This is a genomic window from Burkholderia sp. BCC1208 (assembly GCF_902833095.1).
Classification (GTDB): Bacteria; Pseudomonadota; Gammaproteobacteria; order Burkholderiales; family Burkholderiaceae; genus Burkholderia.
The window spans coordinates 91,163-113,017 of record NZ_CADFDY010000015.1 but is presented as its reverse complement, the minus strand read 5'-3'; the positions used below and the strand labels follow the sequence as shown (position 1 = coordinate 113,017).

General features: G+C 67.3%; 21 protein-coding genes and 1 pseudogene. 12 read left to right on the top strand and 10 right to left on the bottom strand.

Features of this window, described 5'->3' with window-relative positions; genetic code table 11:
• Positions 1-30: 30 nt before the first annotated feature.
• The 3 genes from HWX09_RS31775 to HWX09_RS31765 form a co-directional block, all read right to left on the bottom strand.
• Entirely contained in the window at positions 31-765 is a 735-nt protein-coding gene (locus tag HWX09_RS31775) for a metallophosphoesterase family protein (protein ID WP_027781454.1), read from the bottom strand.
• Between the two features lie 121 nt (positions 766-886).
• Positions 887-1,423 carry a GNAT family protein gene (locus tag HWX09_RS31770; protein ID WP_027781453.1) on the bottom strand — a complete coding sequence of 179 codons (537 nt, stop codon included), beginning with the start codon at positions 1,421-1,423 and terminating at the stop codon, positions 887-889.
• 12 nt (positions 1,424-1,435) lie between these two features.
• Complete coding sequence (locus HWX09_RS31765; protein ID WP_027781452.1) at positions 1,436-2,068, bottom strand: LysE family translocator; 633 nt, start codon at positions 2,066-2,068, stop codon at positions 1,436-1,438.
• On the opposite strand from HWX09_RS31765, the gene HWX09_RS31760 reads away from it, so the two are divergent.
• From HWX09_RS31760 to HWX09_RS31740, 5 genes and pseudogenes are all read left to right on the top strand, one after another.
• On the top strand, positions 2,067-2,372 hold the full coding sequence (locus HWX09_RS31760; protein WP_155257275.1) for a hypothetical protein: 306 nt from the start codon (positions 2,067-2,069) through the stop codon (positions 2,370-2,372). The two genes, HWX09_RS31765 and HWX09_RS31760, sit on opposite strands and share 2 nt — an antisense overlap.
• The gene (locus tag HWX09_RS31755) at positions 2,369-3,562 is read left to right on the top strand and encodes a porin (protein ID WP_027781451.1); all 1,194 of its coding nucleotides are present in this window, start codon (positions 2,369-2,371) and stop codon (positions 3,560-3,562) included. The genes HWX09_RS31760 and HWX09_RS31755 overlap by 4 nt, the downstream gene beginning before the upstream one ends.
• A 106-nt stretch (positions 3,563-3,668) precedes the next feature.
• Positions 3,669-3,941, top strand: a pseudogene (locus HWX09_RS31750) (aldehyde-activating protein); the annotation flags it as partial.
• Between the two features lie 168 nt (positions 3,942-4,109).
• Positions 4,110-4,298 (top strand): hypothetical protein, encoded by a 189-nt coding sequence (locus tag HWX09_RS31745; RefSeq protein WP_175888617.1) that lies wholly within the window; start codon positions 4,110-4,112, stop codon positions 4,296-4,298.
• A gap of 85 nt (positions 4,299-4,383) precedes the next feature.
• On the top strand, positions 4,384-6,309 hold the full coding sequence (locus tag HWX09_RS31740) for a hypothetical protein (RefSeq protein ID WP_027781449.1): 1,926 nt from the start codon (positions 4,384-4,386) through the stop codon (positions 6,307-6,309).
• A gap of 25 nt (positions 6,310-6,334) precedes the next feature.
• Here HWX09_RS31740 and HWX09_RS31735 read toward each other — a convergent pair whose 3' ends face one another.
• The 3 genes from HWX09_RS31735 to HWX09_RS31725 form a co-directional block, all read right to left on the bottom strand.
• A complete protein-coding gene (locus HWX09_RS31735; protein WP_155257274.1) occupies positions 6,335-6,487 on the bottom strand; it encodes a hypothetical protein in 153 nt (50 codons plus the stop codon).
• Between the two features lie 17 nt (positions 6,488-6,504).
• Positions 6,505-7,782, bottom strand: coding sequence for an MFS transporter (locus HWX09_RS31730; protein WP_027781448.1), 1,278 nt, complete (start codon positions 7,780-7,782; stop codon positions 6,505-6,507).
• Positions 7,783-7,910: 128 nt separating this feature from the next.
• On the bottom strand, positions 7,911-9,374 hold the full coding sequence (locus HWX09_RS31725) for a mannitol dehydrogenase family protein (protein WP_027781447.1): 1,464 nt from the start codon (positions 9,372-9,374) through the stop codon (positions 7,911-7,913).
• 158 nt (positions 9,375-9,532) lie between these two features.
• On the opposite strand from HWX09_RS31725, the gene HWX09_RS31720 reads away from it, so the two are divergent.
• The 5 genes from HWX09_RS31720 to HWX09_RS31700 all read left to right on the top strand — a co-directional run bounded on the left by HWX09_RS31720 (position 9,533) and on the right by HWX09_RS31700 (position 15,057).
• Complete coding sequence (locus HWX09_RS31720) at positions 9,533-10,264, top strand: GntR family transcriptional regulator (protein ID WP_027781446.1); 732 nt, start codon at positions 9,533-9,535, stop codon at positions 10,262-10,264.
• A gap of 21 nt (positions 10,265-10,285) precedes the next feature.
• Complete coding sequence (gene manD / locus HWX09_RS31715) at positions 10,286-11,494, top strand: D-mannonate dehydratase ManD (protein ID WP_027781445.1); 1,209 nt, start codon at positions 10,286-10,288, stop codon at positions 11,492-11,494.
• Positions 11,495-11,523: 29 nt separating this feature from the next.
• Entirely contained in the window at positions 11,524-12,555 is a 1,032-nt protein-coding gene (locus HWX09_RS31710; RefSeq protein ID WP_027781444.1) for a Zn-dependent oxidoreductase, read from the top strand.
• A gap of 68 nt (positions 12,556-12,623) precedes the next feature.
• The gene (gene yiaK / locus HWX09_RS31705) at positions 12,624-13,658 is read left to right on the top strand and encodes a 3-dehydro-L-gulonate 2-dehydrogenase (protein ID WP_027781443.1); all 1,035 of its coding nucleotides are present in this window, start codon (positions 12,624-12,626) and stop codon (positions 13,656-13,658) included.
• A 109-nt stretch (positions 13,659-13,767) separates the two neighbouring features.
• A complete protein-coding gene (locus HWX09_RS31700; protein ID WP_027781442.1) occupies positions 13,768-15,057 on the top strand; it encodes an MFS transporter in 1,290 nt (429 codons plus the stop codon).
• Positions 15,058-15,093: 36 nt separating this feature from the next.
• Here the strand turns inward: HWX09_RS31700 and HWX09_RS31695 are convergent, their stop codons facing one another.
• Entirely contained in the window at positions 15,094-17,262 is a 2,169-nt protein-coding gene (locus HWX09_RS31695) for a TonB-dependent siderophore receptor (RefSeq protein ID WP_027781441.1), read from the bottom strand.
• A gap of 400 nt (positions 17,263-17,662) precedes the next feature.
• Between HWX09_RS31695 and HWX09_RS31690 the strand changes: the two genes are divergently transcribed.
• The gene (locus HWX09_RS31690) at positions 17,663-18,109 is read left to right on the top strand and encodes a hypothetical protein (protein WP_027781440.1); all 447 of its coding nucleotides are present in this window, start codon (positions 17,663-17,665) and stop codon (positions 18,107-18,109) included.
• Between the two features lie 175 nt (positions 18,110-18,284).
• Here HWX09_RS31690 and HWX09_RS31685 read toward each other — a convergent pair whose 3' ends face one another.
• Together HWX09_RS31685 and HWX09_RS31680 are read right to left on the bottom strand one after the other, a co-directional pair.
• Entirely contained in the window at positions 18,285-19,250 is a 966-nt protein-coding gene (locus tag HWX09_RS31685; protein WP_027781439.1) for a PDR/VanB family oxidoreductase, read from the bottom strand.
• On the bottom strand, positions 19,247-20,326 hold the full coding sequence (locus HWX09_RS31680) for an aromatic ring-hydroxylating dioxygenase subunit alpha (RefSeq protein WP_027781438.1): 1,080 nt from the start codon (positions 20,324-20,326) through the stop codon (positions 19,247-19,249). Before HWX09_RS31680 ends, HWX09_RS31685 begins: the two co-directional genes overlap by 4 nt.
• Before the next feature lie 198 nt (positions 20,327-20,524).
• Here HWX09_RS31680 and HWX09_RS31675 point away from each other — a divergent pair, with 198 nt between their 5' ends.
• Positions 20,525-21,013 (top strand): MarR family winged helix-turn-helix transcriptional regulator, encoded by a 489-nt coding sequence (locus HWX09_RS31675; protein WP_027781437.1) that lies wholly within the window; start codon positions 20,525-20,527, stop codon positions 21,011-21,013.
• A 66-nt stretch (positions 21,014-21,079) separates the two neighbouring features.
• Here HWX09_RS31675 and HWX09_RS31670 read toward each other — a convergent pair whose 3' ends face one another.
• Entirely contained in the window at positions 21,080-21,826 is a 747-nt protein-coding gene (locus HWX09_RS31670; protein ID WP_027781436.1) for a TetR/AcrR family transcriptional regulator, read from the bottom strand.
• Between the last annotated feature and the right edge of the window lie 29 nt (positions 21,827-21,855).

The window sequence follows — 21,855 nt, the reverse complement described above, 5'->3', positions numbered from 1 at the left end:
GCGCGACGTCACACGCGTTGCAGATGCGCGTCAGCAGCGGCCGGTGCGCAGCGCGACGGTCCAGTCGTCGCGGCCGCGCGAGGCCGCGATGGCGGCGGCCGTGTGCCAGTCGTATTCGACCGCATGGAATTCGACGTTCCAGCCGGCCGCCGTGCGCGACACCATCGCGTAGCGCGCATGGGGCGAGCCGGTCTCGATCCGGTGCGGATGCGGCAGGTCATCCGCGTACGCCTGCAGCCCGACGCTGCCCGGATTGACGATCAGCCGGCCGTCGTCGAGCTTCGCGGTGCGCGGCACGTGCGTGTGGCCGCACAGGATCAGCGAGGCCGCCGTGTCGCCCGCGCGCTGCGCGACCTCATCGGGCGTGGCCGCGCGGCAGCCGTCGGGCGTGACCGTTTCGAGGAAATAGACGAGATCGCTGGCCGGCGTGCCGTGCACCATCAGCACGTCGCCGTCGAGCATCAGGCGTTCGGGCAGCGCGGCGATCCAGTCGAGCTGGCCGGCGCGCAGCGTGTCGTGCGCCCAGCGATCGGACAGCCGCATCGCGTCGCGATCGTAGGTGAGCAACTGCCGTTCGTGATTGCCCTTGACGGTCGGCAGGCCGAGCGCGATCAGGCGGTCGGCCGTCTCGGCCGGATGGAGCGCGCCCGACACGATGTCGCCGAGATTGACGATCACGTCGGCGCCGCGGCGGCGGACGTCGTCGAGCACCGCGTCGAGCGCGGCGAGGTTGCCGTGGATGTCGGACAGCGCGGCGATTTTCATGGCGGAACGTCGATGAGGGGAACGGCGATTGTCGCCAATTCGGCGCGGGCCGTCCAATCGCGTGGCGGCGTGGCGGCGTGGCGGCGTGGCGGCGTCGGCGCGCGAGGCCGCGGGCGGCGCGTCAGTCGGTCGCGAGCCGTGCGTACATCGCGAAATCGCCCGGCGTGCCGCGCACCATCTTGTAGGCGCGCAGCAGCCCTTCGTAGCGGTAGCCGCACTTCTGCAACACGCGCGCGGAGCCTGCGTTGCTGGTCAGCACCACGGCCTGCATGCGGATGAAGCCGCCGTGCGCGAACGCCCACGCGGTGACGGCTTCGCATACCGCGCTCGCGATGCCGCGCCCCCAGTGCGGCGGCGCGAGGTCGTACGCGATCTCCGCCGAGCGGTTCACGGTGGACACCGTATGCAGCCCGACCGTCCCGGCGAGCGCGCCCGATGCGGTGTCGACGATCGCGAGACGCCGGACCGAATCCGGATCGGCCGATTCGATGTTGTCGAACAGCGGCAGCAGATCCTCGGGCGAGCGCAGGTTCCAGCTCGTGTGGCGGAAGACGTCGGGATTCGACAGATACGCGTACCACGCGTCGAGGTCCGCGCGTTCGAGCTGCCGGAGCGACAGGCCGGGGAAGCCGGAGCGGGGCGGGGCGGCGATTTTCATCGAACCGGGCGCCTACGCGGCATGGCGTCGGTACAGCGCGAGCGAACCAGCGAGCGCCAGCAGCATCGCGCCGCACGTGCGTTCGAGCCACAGCGCGCCCGAGCGCTTCAGCAGCCGCACCGCGCGTGCACCGAGCAGCGCGTAGCCGAACATCACGACGCCGTCGAGCAGCGCGAACGTGACCGCGAGCGCGACGTATTGCGGCGCGAGCGGCGCCTGCGGATCGAGGAACTGCGGCAGGAACGCGGAGAAGAACAGATAGCCTTTCGGGTTCGTCACCGCGGTCAGGAAGCTTTTCGCGAAGATCGACACGTGGCGTCCGGAGGCCGTGGCGCCCTGCGCGGCCGCGACGTCGAGCGATCCCTTCGACATCAGCAGCCGGATGCCGACATAGGCGAGGTACGCGGCGCCGAGCCATTTCACGACCGAGAACCAGAACGCCGACGCCATCAGCAGCGCGCCGAGGCCGAGCGCGACCGCGACGATCAGCACGAAGTCGGACAGCATCGCGCCCGCGAAACCGTAGGCCGCGCGGCGCACGCCGTAGCGCGAGCCGTTGGTCAGCGCGAGCAGCACGGTCGGGCCGGGTGTCGCGATGCCGACGAACGCGACGGCGGCGAAGATCAGCAGGGTCGTTTCATGCATGAAGAAGCTCCCGATGGAAGGCGTGCAGCCGATTATCGTCTGCGTCGCTCCTGACTGTACAGGCGCGCCAGCCGCGCCCCCCGGTCGCGTATCCGACTATCTCAATTTCAACAAAAAACTGTTGTCATTATTCCGCTTTGGAACGGAACCGGTTCCAACTACCATACCGGCCGCGGCGGGCATGCCCGCCGCATCGTCGCGCGCGAACGTCGCCGGCCTCGCACCGCCGGCGGATGTCGGCGCCCGCGCGTTACTCGCAACAGCCAGAACAACGGGTTCACCGCCCGGAGACATGAAACCATGAACAAGCAACTGATCGCAGCCCCGCTGCTGCTCTCGCTCGCGGGTATCGCCGCCGCGCAAAGCTCCGTCACGCTGTACGGCATCGTCGATGCGGGCGTGACCTATCGCAGCAACGAACGCGTCGGCGCCGCGGGCGCGTACACCGGGCATTCGAGCGTCGGGCTCACGACGGGCAACCTGTCCGGTAGCCGGTGGGGCATCAAGGGTTCCGAGGATCTCGGCGGCGGGATGCGCGCGCTGTTCGTCCTCGAGAACGGCTTCGACATCACCAACGGCAGGTCGGGCCAGGGCGGCCGCCAGTTCGGCCGGCAGGCGTTCGTCGGCGTCGGCAGCGACCGCTACGGCACGATCACGCTCGGCCGTCAGTACACGTCGCTCGACGATTTCGTGAGCCCGGTCGGCCCATCGTCGTTCATCGGCGGCTTCGGCGCGCACCCGGGCGACATCGACGATCTCGACCAGACCGCGCGCGTCGACAGCTCGATCAAGTACACGAGCGCGAACTACGCGGGCTTCACGTTCGGCGCGCTGTACGGCTTCGGCGGCCAGCCGGGCAGCATGAAGCAGCGCAACACGTGGAGCGTCGGCGCCGCGTACGCGGCCGGCCCGCTGCGCGTCGGCGTCGGCTACGAGCGCTCGGACAACAGCAAGACGGGCGCGACCGATCCGACGGCGGGCAAGTGGCAAGGCACCGACGACGGCCTGTTCAATTCGTCGATCAACGAAGGCTATGCGAGCGCGCAGTCGCAGCAGGTGATCGCGACCGGTGCGACGTACGATTTCGGCCCGGCCGTCGTCGGCGTGAACTACAGCAACGTGCAGTACCGCAGCGGCGCGCAGTCGCTGTTCAGCGGCCACGCGACGTTCAACGTCGCCGGCGTGTTCACGCGCTGGAACGTGCAGCCGCAGACGCAGCTGTTCGCCGGCTACAGCTACACGCGCGGCAGCGACGTCGACGGCATCGGCAATCGCGCGCAGTATCACAACGTCACGCTCGGCGCCGTCTACGACCTGTCGAAGCGCACCAGCGTGTACCTGCTCGGCGCATACCAGCGTGCGTCCGGCACGACGCTCGACGCGCTCGGCCGGCCGGTGGCCGCGACCGCGTCGGTGTCGGACAAGGCGAACGGCCATTCGTCCGATTCGCGGTCGCAGGCGATCGTGAGCCTCGGGCTGCGCCAGAAGTTCTGACGCAGCGGTCGTTGCGCGTGCAACGGGGGCTCGCGGCCGCCGCGGGCCCTATTGTCTGCATGCGCCTGTACTGGCGCCTCCCTTTTCGACGAGACGACATGATCCGCTCGACGGCGGCCGCGCGAGGTTCCCGCATCCGTCGAAGTCGATGTCGCGCGCATGGCGCGCGTGGTGCGGCGAAATCGTGTTCGGCACGAACCGGCTCGGCATGCGCGTCGTGCCGAACAGCCTGACTGCGCGTGCGCATGGCGGGCAATTGCCCGCCGACCTGCAGCCGACGATGAATCTGTTCTACCGGCAACGCATGATCGACGTCGTCGATGCGCGGCCGAAGTACGCCGGCGGCTGGGACGGCCCCACATTCGACCCGGCGAGCTGAATGATCGCCGCCGCGCGCCGGTACGGCCGGCGCGCGGTTTCCGCCTCATTCTCCTTTTCCCCGCTTTCCCAGCCGTGCGCGAAATCGCAAAAAGCCGATCGCGCCGGATAATATTTTTTCTCTTTCATTTAAATTTCGATTTGTAATAATTGGAACGATTTCCGGCGAATGAAAAGGCAATGCGGTCATATCAGAAAAAATGACGCATTTGCATTCGGTGACCCGGAAGAAAATGCCGGGAAACGCGCCGAGGCGGCACGGCTGGCAGGCCGTCGTGGCGAGGGGTTCGCGGATTTTTCGATCGTTGACGAAAAAGCGCCGGACGGCAAAAGGCGCGGAGTGAATAATTCGGGGTAACGGCGAGCGCGCATTGCCGGAATCACCAATATTTCATGCGCCGCGATTTACAGTGTCGACCATTGTTCGTCTGGGAGCATTATTCATGTCAATGAAACAAATCCGCGCGGCGTTGCTGGGAATGTGCATGGCGCTGCTGGTGCCGGCCAGCCATGCGCAGGCGCAATACTCGACCGACTGGCTCGCCAACACGTACGGCACGCTGGCCTCGCACGTCGGCAACGGCGCGCGCTCGATGTGGGTCGCGCCCGAAGGCGTGATCTACACGGCGTCGCGCTGGGACGAGAACGCGGGCGGCGTCGCGATCTACCAGAACGGCCAGCCGCTCGGCACGATCGGCATCCACGACGAATTCCAGGGCGGCGCGATCACCGGCAATTCGACGTCGCTGTTCGTCGCGCTCGGCTACAACCGCACGTTCGGCAGCGGTTCGGTGGGCCGCTACAACCGAAGCACGAACCAGCGCGACCTGCGCATTCCGGTCAGCACGTGGACGGGCATCCAGTATGCGGACGTGATCACGGGCCTCGCGACGGGCGGCAATCTGCTGTACGTGAGCGACTTCTACGGCAACCGCGTGCGCGTCTATACGACCGACGGCGTGTGGCAGCGCGACATCGGCGTCACGGGCCCCGGCGCGCTGGCGCTCGATGCGGCCGGCAACCTGTGGGTGGCGCGCAAGAGCGCGGGCGTCGTCGCGCAATTCAGCGCGACCGGCGCGGCGATGAACACGCTGCAGATGGCGGCCGGCGCGCGGCCGGCGTCGCTGTACTTCGATGCGTCGATGGGCCAGTTGATGGTGGGCGACGAAGGGCCCGACATGAACATCAAGGTGTACGGCGGGCTGCCCGGGCTACCGGTGCAGATCGGCACGTTCGGCGTGCAGGGCGGCTATCTCGACACGACGACGGGCATCAAGGGGCAGGTCGGCGACAAGCGCTTCACGCGCGTCGCGGCGCTCGGCAAGGATGCCGCCGGCAACCTGTACGTGCTGAACAACGCATGGGGCGGCGGCTGGGATCTCGGCCGCAACGGCAGCACCGATCTGCATTCGTACAGCCCGATCGGCACGCTGCAATGGAAGCTGCAGGCGCTGAACTTCGAGGGAATCGCCGCGCCCGACCCCGCGACCGACGGCACGTTGTTCTTCAGCGGCAACAACGTCTATACGGGCACCGCGGGCGGCACGTTCGTCGCGAACACGGTCGACCCGTTCACTTATCCGAAGGACCCGCGCCTCGACATGAACGACTATCAGCGCGGCCAGCACTTCGGCCAGCTCGTGACGGTCGGCGGCAACCGGATTCTCGTTGCGTCGGGCCAGAATCCGGGCAACTTCAACTTCTATTACTTCAACACGGCGAGCGGATATATCGCGATTCCGGCCGGCTCGCTGCCCGGTAAGCCGTTCAACACGACGCTGCAGGTGACGGCCGGTTTCGACATCGACGGCAACGGCGACGTGTGGGCCGGACTGAACGGCTCCAACGTGATCACGCGCTACCCGATGACGGGCTTCGACGCGACCGGCAAGCCGTCGTGGGGCAAGCCGGTGACGACGGCCGTGCCGGCCAGCGTGGCGCCCGTGACGCGCATCATCTACCAGGCCGACAGCGACACGATGATCCTCGCGCAGGGCCTCGCGGGCAACTGGGACTGGACCGCGATGAACGGGCACATCGAGGTCTATCGGGGTTGGAAGAACGGCAACACGAGCACGCCGAACCCGGTGATCAACCTGACGAGCGCGAACCCGAAATCGATCGCGGCGGCGGGCCACTACCTGTTCGTCGGCTACGTGCACACGGTGCCGAACATCGACATATTCGATCTGAACACCGGCGCGCTCGTCACCACGCTGACGAACTCGAACACGGCGGCGATGGATGTCGGCAACGACGTCGACTCGATGTACGGCGTCCGTGCGTACCTGCGCTCGACCGGCGAATACGTGATCACGAAGGACAACTACAACGGGTCGAGCATCGTCGTGTATCGCTGGCGCCCGTGAGCGCGCCGGCCGCACCGGCCGCGCGTCATGGCGCGCCGAGCATGCGGCCGTTTACGCTGCACCCGTACATCGAGTCGGGCAGGAACCCCTGGCCCGGCAGCTTCGTGCCGACCGGCGCGCCCTTTGCAAGCCAGTACGCATACGTTTCGAGCGTGGCGAGGGCGGCGTCGCGCGGCAAGCCGCCGCCCGGCGACGTCAGTGCGCGGTGTGTTCGCGCAGGACTTCCGACGGCCGCGCGTTGCGCACGAACACGCCGGCCAGCACCGCGCCCGCGAGGGCGATCGCGCCGGCCAGCACGAACGCGGACGCGAACGAGCCGCTGCGTTCGACGATGAGGCCGGTGACGGCCGGGCCGATCACGCCCGACAGGCTGCCCATGCAATGCAGGAAGCCGCTGACGCCGCCGACGCGGGCCGGATGCACGACGTCCTGCACGATCGCCCAGTAGATCGCGCCCGTCACGTACAGGAAGAACAGCGACACGGACATCAGCGCGACCGCGCCTTGCGTCGACTGCACGGCGCCGGCCACCGCCACGCACGCGCCTGCGCCGAGCAGGCAGGTCACGAGCACGATCCGGCGCGATAGCAGCAGGTTGCCGGTGAGCCGATAGAGCGCATCCGAGATCGCGCCGCCGCACGCGAGGCCGACCGTGCCGACGAGCCAGGGCACGACGGTGGCGACGCTCATTTCCTTGATGTTCAGATGGTGCGCGCGCACGAGATAGCTCGGGAACCAGCTCAGGAAGAAGAACAGCACGTAGTTGTAGCTGAAGAACGCGGCGGCGGTCGCGAGGATGCGCGGCTGGCGCACGTAGTGCGACAGCGTATGCGCGGGCGTCGCCGCGGCGGCGGCCGCGGCTGCGTGGATCGGCGCGCCCGCGCCCGCTGCGTCGTTGATCGGCGTCGCCGGACGGTCGGACGTCGACATCATCCAGACGACGACCCACGCGAGCCCGATCGCGCAGACGATCCAGAATGCCGGCCGCCAGCCGAACTGCGCGGCCAGCAGGCCGACGATCGGCCCGGCGATCGCGCCGCCGAGCGGCGAGCCCGCACTGAGCAGCCCCATCGCGGTCGCGGCGCCGTCGCGCGGCAGCCAGTTGTTGACCATCTTGTTCGCGGCCGAGCACAGCGGCCCTTCGGCCATGCCGAACAGCAGCCGCACGATCAGCAGGCTCACGAAGCCGACGGTGAGCGCGGTCATCCCGCAGAACACCGACCACAGCCCGACCGACAGCACGTACACGAGCTTCGGCCCGAGCCGGTCGGATGCGAGCCCGCCGATGAAATTGAACAGCGCGTAGCCGATGAAGAACGTGCTGAACACGAGGCCCATCTGCGCGGCGTCGATGCCGAGATCGGTCTGCACGATCGGGGCGACGATCGACAGCGCGACGCGGTCGAGGTAGTTGATTCCATACACCAGGAACAGCAGGAACACCGTGAACCACGCCTGCGACTTCTGCTTCATGTCCGTCTCCTTCGTGCCGGTGGGCCGGCCGTCATGTCTTGTCGATCGATCGCCGCGTCGGCACGGACCTCGGCGGGCGGGGTATTGCGCGGTTCGCGCGGGTTGCGGCGAACCGGGTGGGCAGTCGTTCAGCGCGCGTGCAACGGCGCGAGCAAAGCGTCGGTGCCGTGCGTGCGCAGCGTCGCCAGATGCGTGCCGACGCGCGCGATCAACGCCTCCGGCCATGCAGCCGAACCGGCGAGCGCGGGGCTGCCGAGTGCGGCCCGAACCGCGCCGGTTGCATCGCCGGCCGCCGACAGCGTCGCGCCGAGCGCGGCCGCGCCCGGATCGCTGATCGTCAGCGGCCGGCCCGATTCGTCGTGCGCGGTGGCGAGGTAATGCAGCCAGAGCGCCAGCGCGCGCTCCAGATACGGACGTTCGATGCCGGCCGCCGCGCTTTCGCCGAGCGCCGGCAGCCAGCGCAGCGGCACCTTTTGCGTGCCGTCCATCGCGATCTGTTCGGTGCGATGCGCGAGCGTCGGATTCCGGAAGCGCTGCACGAGCGTCGCGCAATAGCCGTGCGCGTCGTAACCGGACGGCACGTCGACGGTCGCGAGCAGATCGCGCGTCATCACGCCGTCGACGAGCGCCGCGATCGCCGGATCGGCCATCGCATCGGACACGGTCGCGCGCCCGCGCAGTTGCCCCGCATACGCAATGGCCGAATGCGAGCCGTTCAGCAGCCGCAGCTTCATCGTTTCGTACGGCCGCACGTCGGCGACGACGTGCGCGCCGGCGTCTTCCCAGCGCGGGCGCGGGCCGGCGAAACGATCCTCGATCACCCATTGCGAAAACGGCTCGCAGACGATCGCGGCCGCGTCGCGCGCGCCGAGATGCGCGTGCGTCCAGTCGAGCGATTCGGGCGTCGCAGCCGGCACGATCCGGTCGACCATGCTGTTCGGGAACGCGACGTCGTCTCGGATGCGTCGCGCGAGCGCGCCGTCGATGCGTTCCGCGTAGTCGATCAGCAGCGCGCGCAGCGTGTCGCCGTTCGACGTCATGTTGTCGCAGCAGACGACGGTGAGCGGCGCGTTCGCCGGCCGCACGCGCAGGCCGGCCGCGATCACGCCGAGCGCGGTGCGCGGCGCGTCGGGCGTCGCGAGATCCTGCCGGAGGGCGGGATCGTCGGCGTCGAGCCCGCCGCCGGGGCGTCGGCAATAGCCTTTCTCGGTCACGGTCAGGCTGACGATCGACACGGCCGGATCGGCGATCAGCGCCAGCAGCGCGGGCAGCGATTCGGGCGCGAACAGCGCGCCGTGCACGGCGCCGACGATGCGCGTGCGCGCACCGCCCCCGTCGCGCTCGGTCACCGTGTACAGGTGATCCTGCGCGGCGAGCAGGTCGACGGTATGGCGCCGCCGCAGTTCGACGCCCACGATGCCCCAGCGGAGATCGCCCTGTTCGAGCACCGTTTCCGTATGGAGCGCCTGATGCGCGCGATGGAACGCGCCGAGGCCGAGATGGACGATCCCCGTGCGGACCGCCTGCCGGTCATAACCGGGGCGGCGCGTGCCGGGCGGCGCGGTGCGCAGGAAGTCGGGAGCAGGTGGCATGGCGGTCGGTGACGGTTTGTACCATGGTAGATGACGAGATGCGTGCAGGTTATTTCGAGTTTTACGCGAGAGTTATCGGTGTAAACGCTAGATCGCCTGGATATCACGCCTTCTGTACCATGGTAGATATCGATATCAAGTCGGATCAATCGGCAACCATGAGCGAAACGGCAGCACTGGAAGAAGAGGACGTCGTCGTCACGGCGTTGCAAGGGTTCTCGCTGGACGAGAGCCGGTCGTACACGGAGCAGGTGCACGCGCTGCTGCGCCACGCGATCGTGCGCGGCGCGCTGCCGCCGCGTACCGCGCTGTCGGAGGCCGTGATCTCCACGACGATCAAGGTCAGCCGCACGCCGGTGCGCGAAGCGTTCGCGCAGCTTGCCGACGAGCGGCTCGTGCAGATCTACCGGAAGGTCGGTACGCTGGTCGCGCCGATTCCGGTGTCGATCCTCGAGGAAGGGCGGTTCGCGCGCAGCACGCTCGAATGCGCGAACCACGTCGAACTCGCGCAGAAGATCACGCCGGAGCAGCTCGCGGAGCTGTCGCGGATCATCGACGCGCAGCGGGCCGCCGTGGCCGCGCGCGATGTCGAAGCGTTCTTCGATCTCGACGAGACGATGCACGGCCGGATGTTCGCGTTCGCGGGCCGGCCGCACGTATGGGAAATGCTGCAGCCGATGAAGCGCCAGTTCGACCGCGTGCGCTGGCTGCTGCTCGATCGCGTCGAGGATCACGCGCGCCGCGCGCTGCAGGAGCACGAACAGATCCTCGCGCACATCGCGTCGCGCAACATGGCGCTCCTCGGCGCGGCGGTCGCGACGCACGTCGACCGGATCGGCTCGCATCTGCCGGAAGTGCGCAGCCGCGCGCCCCACTACTTTGTCGACTGAACCGCCTGCTGGAGGAGCGCAGTGAAAATCGAACGCTTGCAGACCATCGTCACGTGTCCGGGACGGAACTTCGTGACGGTGAAGATCATGACCGACGAAGGCATCTACGGCCTCGGCGACGCGACGCTCAACGGGCGCGAACTCGCGGTGCGCGCGTATCTGGAAGACCACGTGTTCCCGTGCCTCGTCGGCCGCGACCCGCGCAACATCGAGGACATCTGGCAATACCTGTATCGCGGCGCGTACTGGCGGCGCGGGCCCGTGACGATGACGGCGATCGCCGCGATCGACATGGCGCTGTGGGACATCAAGGGCAAGCTCGCCGGCATGCCCGTCTACCAGTTGCTCGGCGGCAAGAGCCGCGACGGGCTGATGGTGTACGGCCACGCGAACGGGCGCGATCACGAGGAAGCGGTCGACGCGGTGCGCGCGCATATCGAGGAAGGTTTTCGCGCGATTCGCGTGCAGTCGGGCGTGCCGGGGCTCGACAAGGTGTACGGCGTCGGCAGGACGGCCGGTGCGTACGAGCCGGCCGAGAAGGGGCTGCCGCCCGAGGAGCCGTGGGACACTACGCTCTACCTGCGCCACACGCCGGAACTGTTCCGCAAGGTGCGCGACGCGGTCGGCGACGCGCCGCACCTGCTGCACGACGCGCATCATCGGCTGACGCCGATCGAGGCGGCGCGGCTCGGCCGCGATCTCGAACCGCATCGGCTGTTCTGGCTCGAGGACGCGACGCCCGCGGAGAACCAGGACGCGTTCCGCCTGATCCGCCAGCACACGACGACGCCGCTCGCGGTCGGCGAGGTATTCAACTCGATCTGGGATTGCAAGGATTTGATCCGCGACCAGCTGATCGACTACATCCGCGCGACGATCGTGCATGCGGGCGGGATCACGCACGTGCGGCGCATTGCCGACTACGCGGCGATGTACCAGGTGCGCACGGGCTTTCACGGCGCGACCGACCTGTCGCCCGTCTGCATGGCGGCGGCGGTGAACTTCGGGCTGTGGGCGCCGAACTTCGGCATCCAGGAGCTAATGCCGCACAGCCCGCTGACCGACGAAGTGTTTCCGCACAGCTACCGCTTCGAGGACGGCTATCTCGTGATGGACGACGTGCCGGGTCTCGGCGTCGACATCGACGAGGCGCTGGCCGCGAAATATCCGTACGAGCGCGCGTACCTGCCGGTCGCCCGGCTGCGCGACGGTTCGATGTGGAACTGGTGAGCGACGAAAATTCGAAGGAGAGAACCGAAATGTTGAGCGTCGTTGTCGATCGTCCGAACAGCATGAGCGTGCGCGAGGTGCCGCTGCCCGCGCCCGCCGCCGGCGAAGTGCGCGTGAAGGTCCGCTATGCGGGCATCTGCGGGTCGGACCTGCATATCTTTCACGGCAAGAACCCGTTCGTGTCGTACCCGCGCATCATCGGCCACGAATTCGTCGGGACGATCGAGTCGGTGGGCGCGGGCGTCGACGCCGCGCGGCTCGGCGAGATCGTCGCGGTCGATCCGGTGATCAGCTGCGGGCATTGCCATGCGTGCACCATCGGCCGCCGCAACGTATGCCGGCACCTGACCGTGCTCGGCGTGCATCGCGACGGCGGCTTCAGCGAGTACACGTGCGTGCCGGCCGGCAACGCGTACCGGATTCCGGACGAGATTGCCGATACGTGTGCGGCGATCGTCGAGCCGTTCGCGGTGGCCGCGAACGCGACGTCGCGCACCGGCGTGCTGCCGGGCGATGTCGCGTTGATCTACGGCGCCGGCACCGTCGGGCTGACGATCCTGCAGGTGCTCAAGCGCGTGTACGGCATTCGCGCGTTCATCACCGACCGTCTCGACGCGCGGCTGCAGCTCGCGCGCAAGTGCGGCGCGGCGGAGGACGAGATCATCGACACGAGCGTCGAGTCGCTGCCCGATGCACTGGAGAAGCGCGGCGTCGACGGCGGCCCGACGCTGATCTTCGATGCGGTCTGCCATCCGTCGATTCTCGAGGAGGCCGTGAAGATCGCCGCGCCGGCCGGCCGGATCGGCGTGCTCGGCTTCTCGTCGGAGCCGTCCTCGATCGTGCAGGCCGAGCTGACGAAGAAGGAGCTGACGCTCGCCGCGTCGCGGCTCAACTGCGCGATGTTCCCGCAGGTGATCGACTGGATCGGTCGCGGCCTGATCCAGCCCGAGCACATCGTCACGCACAAGGTGAGTTTTCACGACGTCGCGCAGGCGTTCGAGATGGCCGAGCGCAATCCCGCGGAAAGCTGCAAGATCCTGCTCGACTTCGCGGGCGGTTGATGCCGGCTGCCGGTTACCGGCCAGCCCGTCGGTAGACGGAATCAATAAAACATCAGGAGACAGACATCGTGGCCCGAGTTTCGTTTGATGAAATGCAGGGTGCCATTCAGTTGGCACTCTTGAATGCCGGCATGAACGAACGCGATGCCGGAATCTGCGCGCGGGTCCACGCCGAATCGACTTGCGACGGCGTCAATTCCCACGGCATCAATCGTGTCGCGCGCTTCGTCGACTACGTCAGGAAGGGCTGGGTGAACCTGGCGGGCGCACCGGCGCCGGTCAAGCAGTTCGGCGCCATCGAGATTCTCGACGGTAATCGCGGCCCGGGCATTCTCAATGCGCTGTCCGCGACGGAGCGGGCGATGGAGATCGCCGACGCGCAAGGCGTCGGCATCGTCGCGCTGCGCAATACGACCCACTGGATGCGCGGCGGCACCTATGGCTGGCATGCGGCGGATCGCGGCTACATCGCGATCTGCTGGACGAACACCGAATCGTGCATGCCGGGCTGGGGCGGCAGGAATCCGCGCGTCGGCAACAACCCGTTCGTGATGGCCGTGCCGCGCGAGAAAGGCCATATCGTGCTGGACATGGCGATGTCGCAGTATTCGTACGGAAAACTGCAAGCGACCCGGCTCAAGGGAAACAACATGCCGTTCCCCGCCGGCTTCGACAGCGAGGGGAAGCTGACCGTCGAGCCCGGTCCGATCGAAGCGTCGATGCGGATTCTGCCGATGGGCTATTGGAAGGGATCGGGATTCGCGATCTTGCTCGACGTGCTGGCAGCCGTGTTGTCGGAAGGGATCGCCACGAACGGAATCGACGCCGTGCAACAGGGAAGCTGTACGGGCTGCTCGCAGATCTTCATCCTGATCGACCCGCGCAAGCTCGGCGGCGAAGCGTTCACGAACACGGTGGCCGATAGCGTGGCCGACTACGTGAATGGGTCGGAGCACGCGGAAGACAGCCGCGAGGTGCTCTACCCCGGGCAGAGCGCGCTCCGGACCCGTATCGAACAGAAGCAGCACGGCATTGCCGTCGATGACGGCATCTGGGCCGAGGTGTGCTCGCTCGCACAGGCAGGCGCGCTGTCCGCTTCCTGACGCGGCGCCGGCAGGCGCCCCTGGCCGGCGCGCGCAACATGCGGAAGGCATGGGCGCGAAGATCGGTCCGATCGCGGGATAGATCGTGTTTTCATCTGGAGAACTGATCATGAAGGCGGATGTCGCGCTTGCGCTGGACGCAGGCATCGAGATGGAGCAGGAAGACGCGTTGTACCGGAAGGTGATACACAGGATCGTCCCGCTGTTCTTCATCGGGTTCATCATGTCCTATCTCGACCGGGTCAACATCGGTTTCGCGAAATTGCAGATGACGGCCGATTTCGGCCTGACGAACACGTCGTTCGCGCTCGGCGCCAGCGTGTTCTTCTGGGGCTACATGCTGTTCGAGATTCCGAGCAACCTGGTCCTCCGGCGGGTCGGCGCACGGGCGTGGATCGCGCGGATCATGATCACGTGGGGGATCGTGTCGATCCTGATGGTGTTCTCGAAGAACCCGACCGCGTTCTATTCGCTGCGCTTCCTGCTGGGTGTCTGCGAGGCCGGCTTCGTGCCGGGCGTGATGTACTACACCAATACGTGGCTGCCGGCGCGGCGCCAGAGCGGAATGTATTCGTTGTTCCTGATGGCGCTGCCGATCGCGGTGATGTTCGGTGCGCCGCTGTCGGGCGCGATCATGGACACGCTGGGCGGCGTGGCGGGCATCAAGGGATGGCAGTGGCTGTTCCTGATCGAAGGCCTGCCGTCCGTGGTGCTGGGCATCGTCATCCTGATGTTGCTGCGGAACAAGCCGGCCGACGTCGACTGGTTGACGCCGAGCGAAAAGCGGATCATCGAGTCGAATGTCGCGAAGGAGGCCGCGCTCAAGTCGCATCGCGTGGCCGACGCGTTCCGATCCCCGAAAATCTATGCGCTGATCGTGGTGATGATCCTGTTCAACACGGGATTCTATGGGCTGACGTTCTGGATGCCGACGCTCTTTCACGATGCCGGGATCGCGAACAGCTTCGGTGTCGGATTGTTGACGGCGATTCCGTTTGGCGTCGCGGCGATCTGCATGTACGTGAACGCCAGGCGCGCGGAGAAATCCGGCCGCTTGCGCCGGCATGGCGTGGTGCCCGTTCTGCTGGCCGCTATCGGCCTGTTTCTCGCGACCTATGCACACGACAGCTTCTGGTTTTCATTGGTCATGCTGACGGTCGCGACCTCGGGCATCCTGTCGCTGATGCCGATCTACTGGACGCTGCCGGGGCGCGTGCTGTCGGGCGCGGCAGCGGCCGCCGGCCTGGCGCTGATCAATTCGTGCGGGAGCCTGTCGGGCGTACTCGGCTCGCTGATCATCGGCTATGCGGGTATCCGGACCGGCATGTACATCCTCGCCGGCTTCCTGTTGCTGTGCGCCGTCGTGTTCTACCGGGTCTGTCCGTCCCGGGTGGAGTGACGGGGCGGCAGGGCGCGCACGCCGGCCGCCACCGGCTCAGAACGAAACAGTCGTCGTCAGCGTGACGAGCCGCGGCTCGCCGACCGCGACGATCAGGTTGTTGTTGCTCGACGGGTAGTAGGTCTTGTCGAGCAGGTTCTTCACGTTGAGCTGGAAGCGGGTCGGAAACTTGCCGATCGTCGTTTCGTACGCCGCGAACGCGTCGACGGTCACGTAGCCGGGCAGCGTGAAGCTGTTCGCCGTGTCGCCCGAGCGGGCGCCGACGAGCCGCGCCCCGCCGCCGAAGCGCCAGCGCCCGGGCAGGTTCGCGATGGCCGTGTCGTATACCGCGAACAGGCTGCCCGTGTGGCGCGCGACGTTGACGAGCGGCGTGTTGCTGTCGCGATCGTTCGCGTTCGTATACGCGTAGCTGCCGATCACGCTCAGGTGGCGCGTGATTTGCCCGGCGACGTCCAGTTCGATCCCACGCGAGCGCGCGGTGCCGATCGTCGACGTGATCTCGCCGACCGTGACCGCGACGTTGCGCTTGTCGATCTGGTACACGGCCAGCGTGCCCGTGATCGCGGGCTTCAGGCTGAACTTGAACCCGGCCTCGAGCACGCGGCCGTATTCCGGCGCAAGCGGCGCCGCGACGTTCGACGCGACGTTCGGCTTGAACGAGCGGCTCACGTTCGCGTACGCGGTCAGCGCCGGCGTGAGCGCATACGCGAGCCCGAACTGCGGCAGCCAGACGCTGCCGCGCGAGCGGTCGGCGAACACGAACGGCCGGCCCATCCCCGATTCCTGTTGCCAGTTTTCCCAGCGCAGCCCGCCTACCGCGGTGAGGCGCTCGGTGATCTTCACCGAGTCCTGCACGATCGTCGAATACGCATGCACGACCGAGCGCGAATCGCTCTGCTTCGTATTGGGTATGCCGCCGGGCGCGAGCAGGCCGTACACGGGATCGTAGAGATTGAAGCCCGTCGTCGCCTTGCCGCGGATCGTGTCGCCGCGGAAGCTGCGCTGCCGCTCGTATTCGCCGCCGACGTAGATCGCGTGGTGCATCCCCGCGAGCGTCACGTTGCCGAGCAGGCCGAGCGTCGCGATCTGATCGGAATCGTTGCGTCCGAGGTTCGCATCGGACGAGCGCGTCAGTGCGCCGGTCCTGCTGTTGAACGCGGTGGCGCGCGTGATGAACTGATCGTAACGGTCGCGGCCCCAGCCGTAGGTCGCGCGCACGCGCCATGCATCGGAGAAGCGGTGCTCGATGCGCGTCCGCAGCGTTTCCTGGATGCCGGTGCTTTGCGACCACGCTTCCTCGTAGCGGCGATAGCGCAGCGCATCGTCGGGGCGACCGTTCACGAGCACGGTGCCGCGGTCGAACGGCGTCGTGTAGTCGACGTACTGGTAGCTGACGTCGATCGACGTGTTCGCGTCGTGCCACGACAGCGCGGGCGCGATCAGCGCATTGCGTTCGCGGCCGAAGCTACGCCAGTAGCGGCTCGTGTCGTATTCGCCGGTCAGCCGGAATACGAGCGTGCCGCCCGCGACTTGCCCGGGCTTGCCGAGCGGCCCCGTGAGATTGAACTGCGCGTTGCTGCCGCCGTGGTTCGTGCGCGACGCGGAGATCGAGCCGCCGAACGTGTCTTCCGGTTTGCGCGTGACGAGGTTGATCACGCCGCCCGGGTCCTGCATCCCGTACAGCAGCGAAGCGGGGCCCTTCAGCACTTCGACGCGATCGATCGTCGCGAGATAGCTGTGCAGCACCGGCGTACGCACGCCGTCGACCAGTACCGAGCCGTCGTTGTTCGATCCGAAGCCGCGCTTGACGAACGCGTCGCGCGTGCCGCCGAGCGTGTTCGTCTGCGTGACACCGCTGATGTTGCCGAGCACGTCGTCGAGCGAGCACGCCTGCTGGTCCTGCATCACGCTGCTGCTGACCACCGCGACCGATTGCGGGATCTCCTTCAGCGCGCGGTCGTCGCCGCCCGCGATGCTCGTCGTGCGCGGCTGATAGCCGATCGTCGGATCGATGGCAGCCGACGCGTTGACGCTGATCGCCGGGAGTTCGTGTTCGGCGGCCGCCGCAGCGGCGGTTGCGGGCGCAACGGGTTCAGCGCCGGCCGCCTGTGCACCGCTCGCGGCGCACAGGGTGAGCAGGACCGGCAGGCGTGTGCGCCACGGACGCAAGGTCCGGGCACGGCGGGGCGTTCGACGGAATGGCATGAATCGATGCAGGAAGAGGAATGCTGAGGATCATGTTGCGGGCCGCGGCGTTGCGTTGGACCAGGACGCGCATGATATCCGTAATGAGAATCGTTTGCAATTGTAATGAGTCGACCGGGCAGCGCCCGCCGCTCGATTGCCGGCCTGCCGGCAGTCTGCTACCGTAGCGGCCAAAATCAGACGCAGTGAAATTCAACGAGAGAGCCGGGGGCCGCACCATGCCATCTTCCTGTCACGTCGCGTTCAGCGCGACGCCACGCATCGCGCACGACCACGCGGGCAATGAAGTGATCGCAGCCGTGTACCGCCATTCGAACGATTGAAGCGACGCAAGCGCATTCACCCGGCATCACGCCGGGCTTCGATGACTTCAACCACCACGCTGGACGGGAGACCACCCTTGAAGAAGATTTCCGCGCCGTTCGCGGCGGCCGCGCTTGCGGCCTGCGCGCTGCTGACGGGTGTTGACCAGGCCGCGTGTGCGGCTTCGAACGCCGAACCCGCGATCGACGCGCACTACGGCGCGATGATCGAGGCCTATACGCAGGACATGGCCGCCGCGAAGGCGAAGTACGACGGCAAGCGCGTCACGTTCGTCGGCGCCGTGATCCGGATGGGCAGCGATCCGGATGGCACGTATTTCGGTGCGCTGACGGCCGACGGCGAGCAGTTCGACACGCATTTCGACGTGGCGGATCAAGGCGCGCTGAAGCCGAAATTTCCCGGCGGCGAGATCAAGCCGTTCGTCACGTCCGCGGCGTTCCGGTTCAGCTGTGTGAACGAAGGCTATATCGACGCGCCGGTGCTGCCGGGGTTGAAACTGTCGCATTGCCGGCTCGCCGATTGAGCCGAGCGATGGGCGCGCACCGAGCGCGATGGTCGAGCGGGTCCGGGTTGCAGTGCCATTGATCGGTCGGGAATTCAGGTGTCTTGATCGATGGCCGGCCAGGATGCGCCGTTGATCGTTCCAGTATTGCGATTGGCCGCCGCGTGTCGGGCGGTCCATCTACCGATCTACAGGTCTACAGATCGAGTACCAGCAGCTCGGTTCGCGACCGCGAGCAGCACGGCATGAACTGGTCGCCGGCGGCCTTTTCGTCGTCGGTGAGATATGCATCGCGATGATCGGGCTCGCCTTCGAGCACGCGGGTCACGCAGGTGCCGCACACGCCTTGCTCGCACGACGTCAGCACGTCGACGCCATTCGCCGCCAGCGCCGCGATGGCCGTGCAGTCGGCCGGCACGTCGATCACCTTGCCGCTGCTCGCGATCCGCACCTGGAATGCGCGATCGGCGCCGGACGACACGACCGCGCCGCCGAAGAACTCGTAATGCAGTCGCGCTTCACTCCAGCCGCGCTCGCGTGCCGCGTTCAGCACTGCATCCATGAAGCCGCGCGGGCCGCATACGTACAGGTGCGTGCCGTCGGGCGCGCCGGCGAGCACGGAAGCCAGGTCGAAACGTTGCGCGGGGTCGCCGTCGTCGACGTGGAAGCGGGCGCGATCGCGAAACCCGGCCCCATTGATCCGCTCGGCGAAGGCCATGCGATCGGCCGAACGCGCGCAGTAGTGCATGTCGAACGGCGTGCCGGACGAGAACAGCCGTTCCGCCATGCTGAGAATCGGCGTGACACCGATTCCGCCGGCGAGCAACAGATGATGCGGCGCGTCGGATGCGAGCGGGAATTGATTGCGCGGCATACCGATCCGCACGGTGTCGCCTTGCCGGACTTCGTCGTGAATCGCGCGCGATCCGCCGCGACCTTCGGCATCGCGCAGCACCGCGATCTGATAGCGATCGCGTTGCTCCGGGTGATTGCACAGCGAGTACTGGCGCACGAGCCCGCCCGGCAGATGCACGTCGATATGGGCGCCGGCGTCGAAGCGCGGCAATGGCGAGCCGTCGTCGCTGACCAGTTCGAAGCCGCAGATGTCGCGCGCTTCCTGCCATTTGCGGGCCACCCGGACCGTCAATGTCGCGTCGTTCATGACGCCTCCTTGACGGGCGCGACCGGAATCACGGGCCGCTGCGGGCTCGCCGCGTTTTCGGCGGCGAGCAGCCGGTCGATCACCTTGCGCGACAGCACGCCGCCGGCGTCGATGTTGAGCTTGAGGAGCTTGCGCTCGGGCCACTGTTCGAGATTGCGCTGCTGTCGCTCGAGCATTTCGAGATCCTCCGCGAAGATCTTGCCCTGTCCTTCGCGGATCTCGGCGGTCAGCGCGTGATCGTCGGGCCGGAAGTTGCGCGCCATCCCCCAGAAGTACCAGATCGACGTGTCCGTCTCGGGCGTGATGAAGTCGACCACGATCGACGACGCCTTCTTGTCCGCCGGCGCGTCGTAGCCGCCGTGGCCCGCATGCGCGACGCCCACTTCGATCATCACGTGGCTCGGCGGCGTGAAGCGGCAGATCTGCCAGCGGTCGACCGGCACGTCGTCGGCGAGCCCGTTGCCGCGCAGCGCCATCCGCCAGAACGACGGCGGCATCACGTTCTCCATGAAGCGGCTCGTGACGACTTCGTCGCCGTGGCTGGTCGTCTTCGGCGCCGCTTCGTCGATTTCCTTCTGGCCGATGCTCGTCGCATGCACGTAGGTCTCGTGCGTGAGGTCCATCAGGTTGTCGATCATCAGCCGGTAGTCGCAGCGAATGTGATACAGGCCGCCGCCGTGCGCCCAGGCGGGATCCTCGGCCCATGCCAGCGCGGGCAGTTTGGCGGGATCGGCTTCGGACGCGTCCCCTGGCCAGGCCCACACGAAGCCGTACCGCTCGACCGCCGGGAAGCTGCGAACCGGCGGGAAACCGCCGACGCGCTGGCCCGGCATGCCGGTCGCCTTGCCGTTGCAACCCATTTCCAGCCCGTGATAGCCGCATACGAGCACGCCGTCGCGCACGAACCCCAGCGACAGCGGCGCGCCGCGGTGCGGGCAGAAATCCTCGAGCGCGGCCACCTGGCCGTCCGCCGCGCGGTAAAACACCATCGACTCGTTGCAGATCTTGCGGCCCAGCGGCTTGCCGTCGATTTCATCGGGCGTGCAGGCCACATACCAAGCGTTCTTGAGAAACACGTTCGTCGTCTCCTTCAGGGCGGTGCCGCCGTTACGCGGCAATTCGTAATTCCGTGTACTGAATGAGATTCAGTGTACTCATCGAGATTGGCGGGAGCAAGGCGAGCGGTATACTGGTTTTCCCGGGAACTGGCGCGAGACGGCGCCATGCCGTCGGCGTGCGCAACGGCGCGCGCCGCCTATGTCATCGACTCATTCATGGAAAAAACGAATCCCGCCGGCCTGCCGGCTTTTCCGCTCGATCTGTACGACGAACCCGGGCACCTGATCCGGCGCGCACACCAGATCGCGGTTGCGATGTTCTACGAGAAGCTGGGCCGGGACGTGACGCCCGTGCAGTACGCGGTGCTGCGGATGCTGTACGAGTGTCCGGGGCTCGATCAGGTGACGCTCGCGCAGCGCGTGGCGCTCGACACGTCGACCACTGCCGATCTCGCGGTCCGGCTCGAAGCGAAGGGATTGATCGTCCGTGAAGTGCTGCCGCGGCGTCAGCGGCGCCTGCTGTTGACGCCGGCGGGCGCCGAACTGCTCACGCATCTGATTCCGTCGGTGCAGGAGCTGCGCGCCGGCCTGTTCGACGGGATGGGCGACGACGATTCGCAGGAACTGATGCGCCTGTTGCGCAAGTTCGTCCATTTGAACAACGAGCAGAGCCGCGCGCCGCTGCGCGTCAGCGAGGATTCGTAGCAGCGCCCACCTCTGAGCGACGGTGCGGAAGCGGCGGTGGGGCGGCCGCCGCGCTGCCCGGCGGCGTCACGCGCGTGACGCTTCGCCTTCCAGCCGCCGCACGGCTTCGGCCACTTCGTTCCTGAAGCGCACGAGCGCCGCCTGTTCCGGCGCCGGCGGCTGCACGGCGGCCCACAGCATGTCGATCAACTGCGTGGCCGTCGTTTCCGTATCGAGCTTGCGGTGCCCGAGGATCGCGTCCCACAGCACGTGCTCGATCGGCCCGAACACCATCGAGCGCAGCAGGCTCAGCGGCAGATCCGCGCGAACCTGCCCGGCCGCCTGGCCGCGCGCGAGCACGTCCATCAGCGGCGCCGTGTAGCGGCGCTGCAGCGCGGTGAGCTCGTCGCTCAGCGCATGCTGCTTCGCGCGGCCTTCCGACAGCACCAGCGCGCACAATCCCGTACCGTTCACGAGCATCAGCCGCAGGTGCGTGCGCACGATGAACGCGAACTGCTGCTGCACCGACGCGTCCCGCGGCATTCCGTGTTCGAACGCGGCGATGATTTCGTCGTACCAGTCGGCGATCACGCGCGCGCACAGCTCGCGCTTGCCGCGGAAATAGCTGAACACCGTCGCCTCCGACACGCCCACGCGCTGCGCGATCTCGGCGGCCGTCGCATGCTCGTAACCTTTTTCGGCGAACACTTCACGGCCGGCGCGCAGAATGTCCTGCACGCGCTGCTGGGATTTGCGCCCGGCAGGGGCGCGCGGCGTGTCGGCGCGGTCGGCTTTGGCGGTGGCGGTCATGGTGTCGGCGGAAGCGGCTGTCATGCTCGCATCATATCTGAGTATCACTCAGA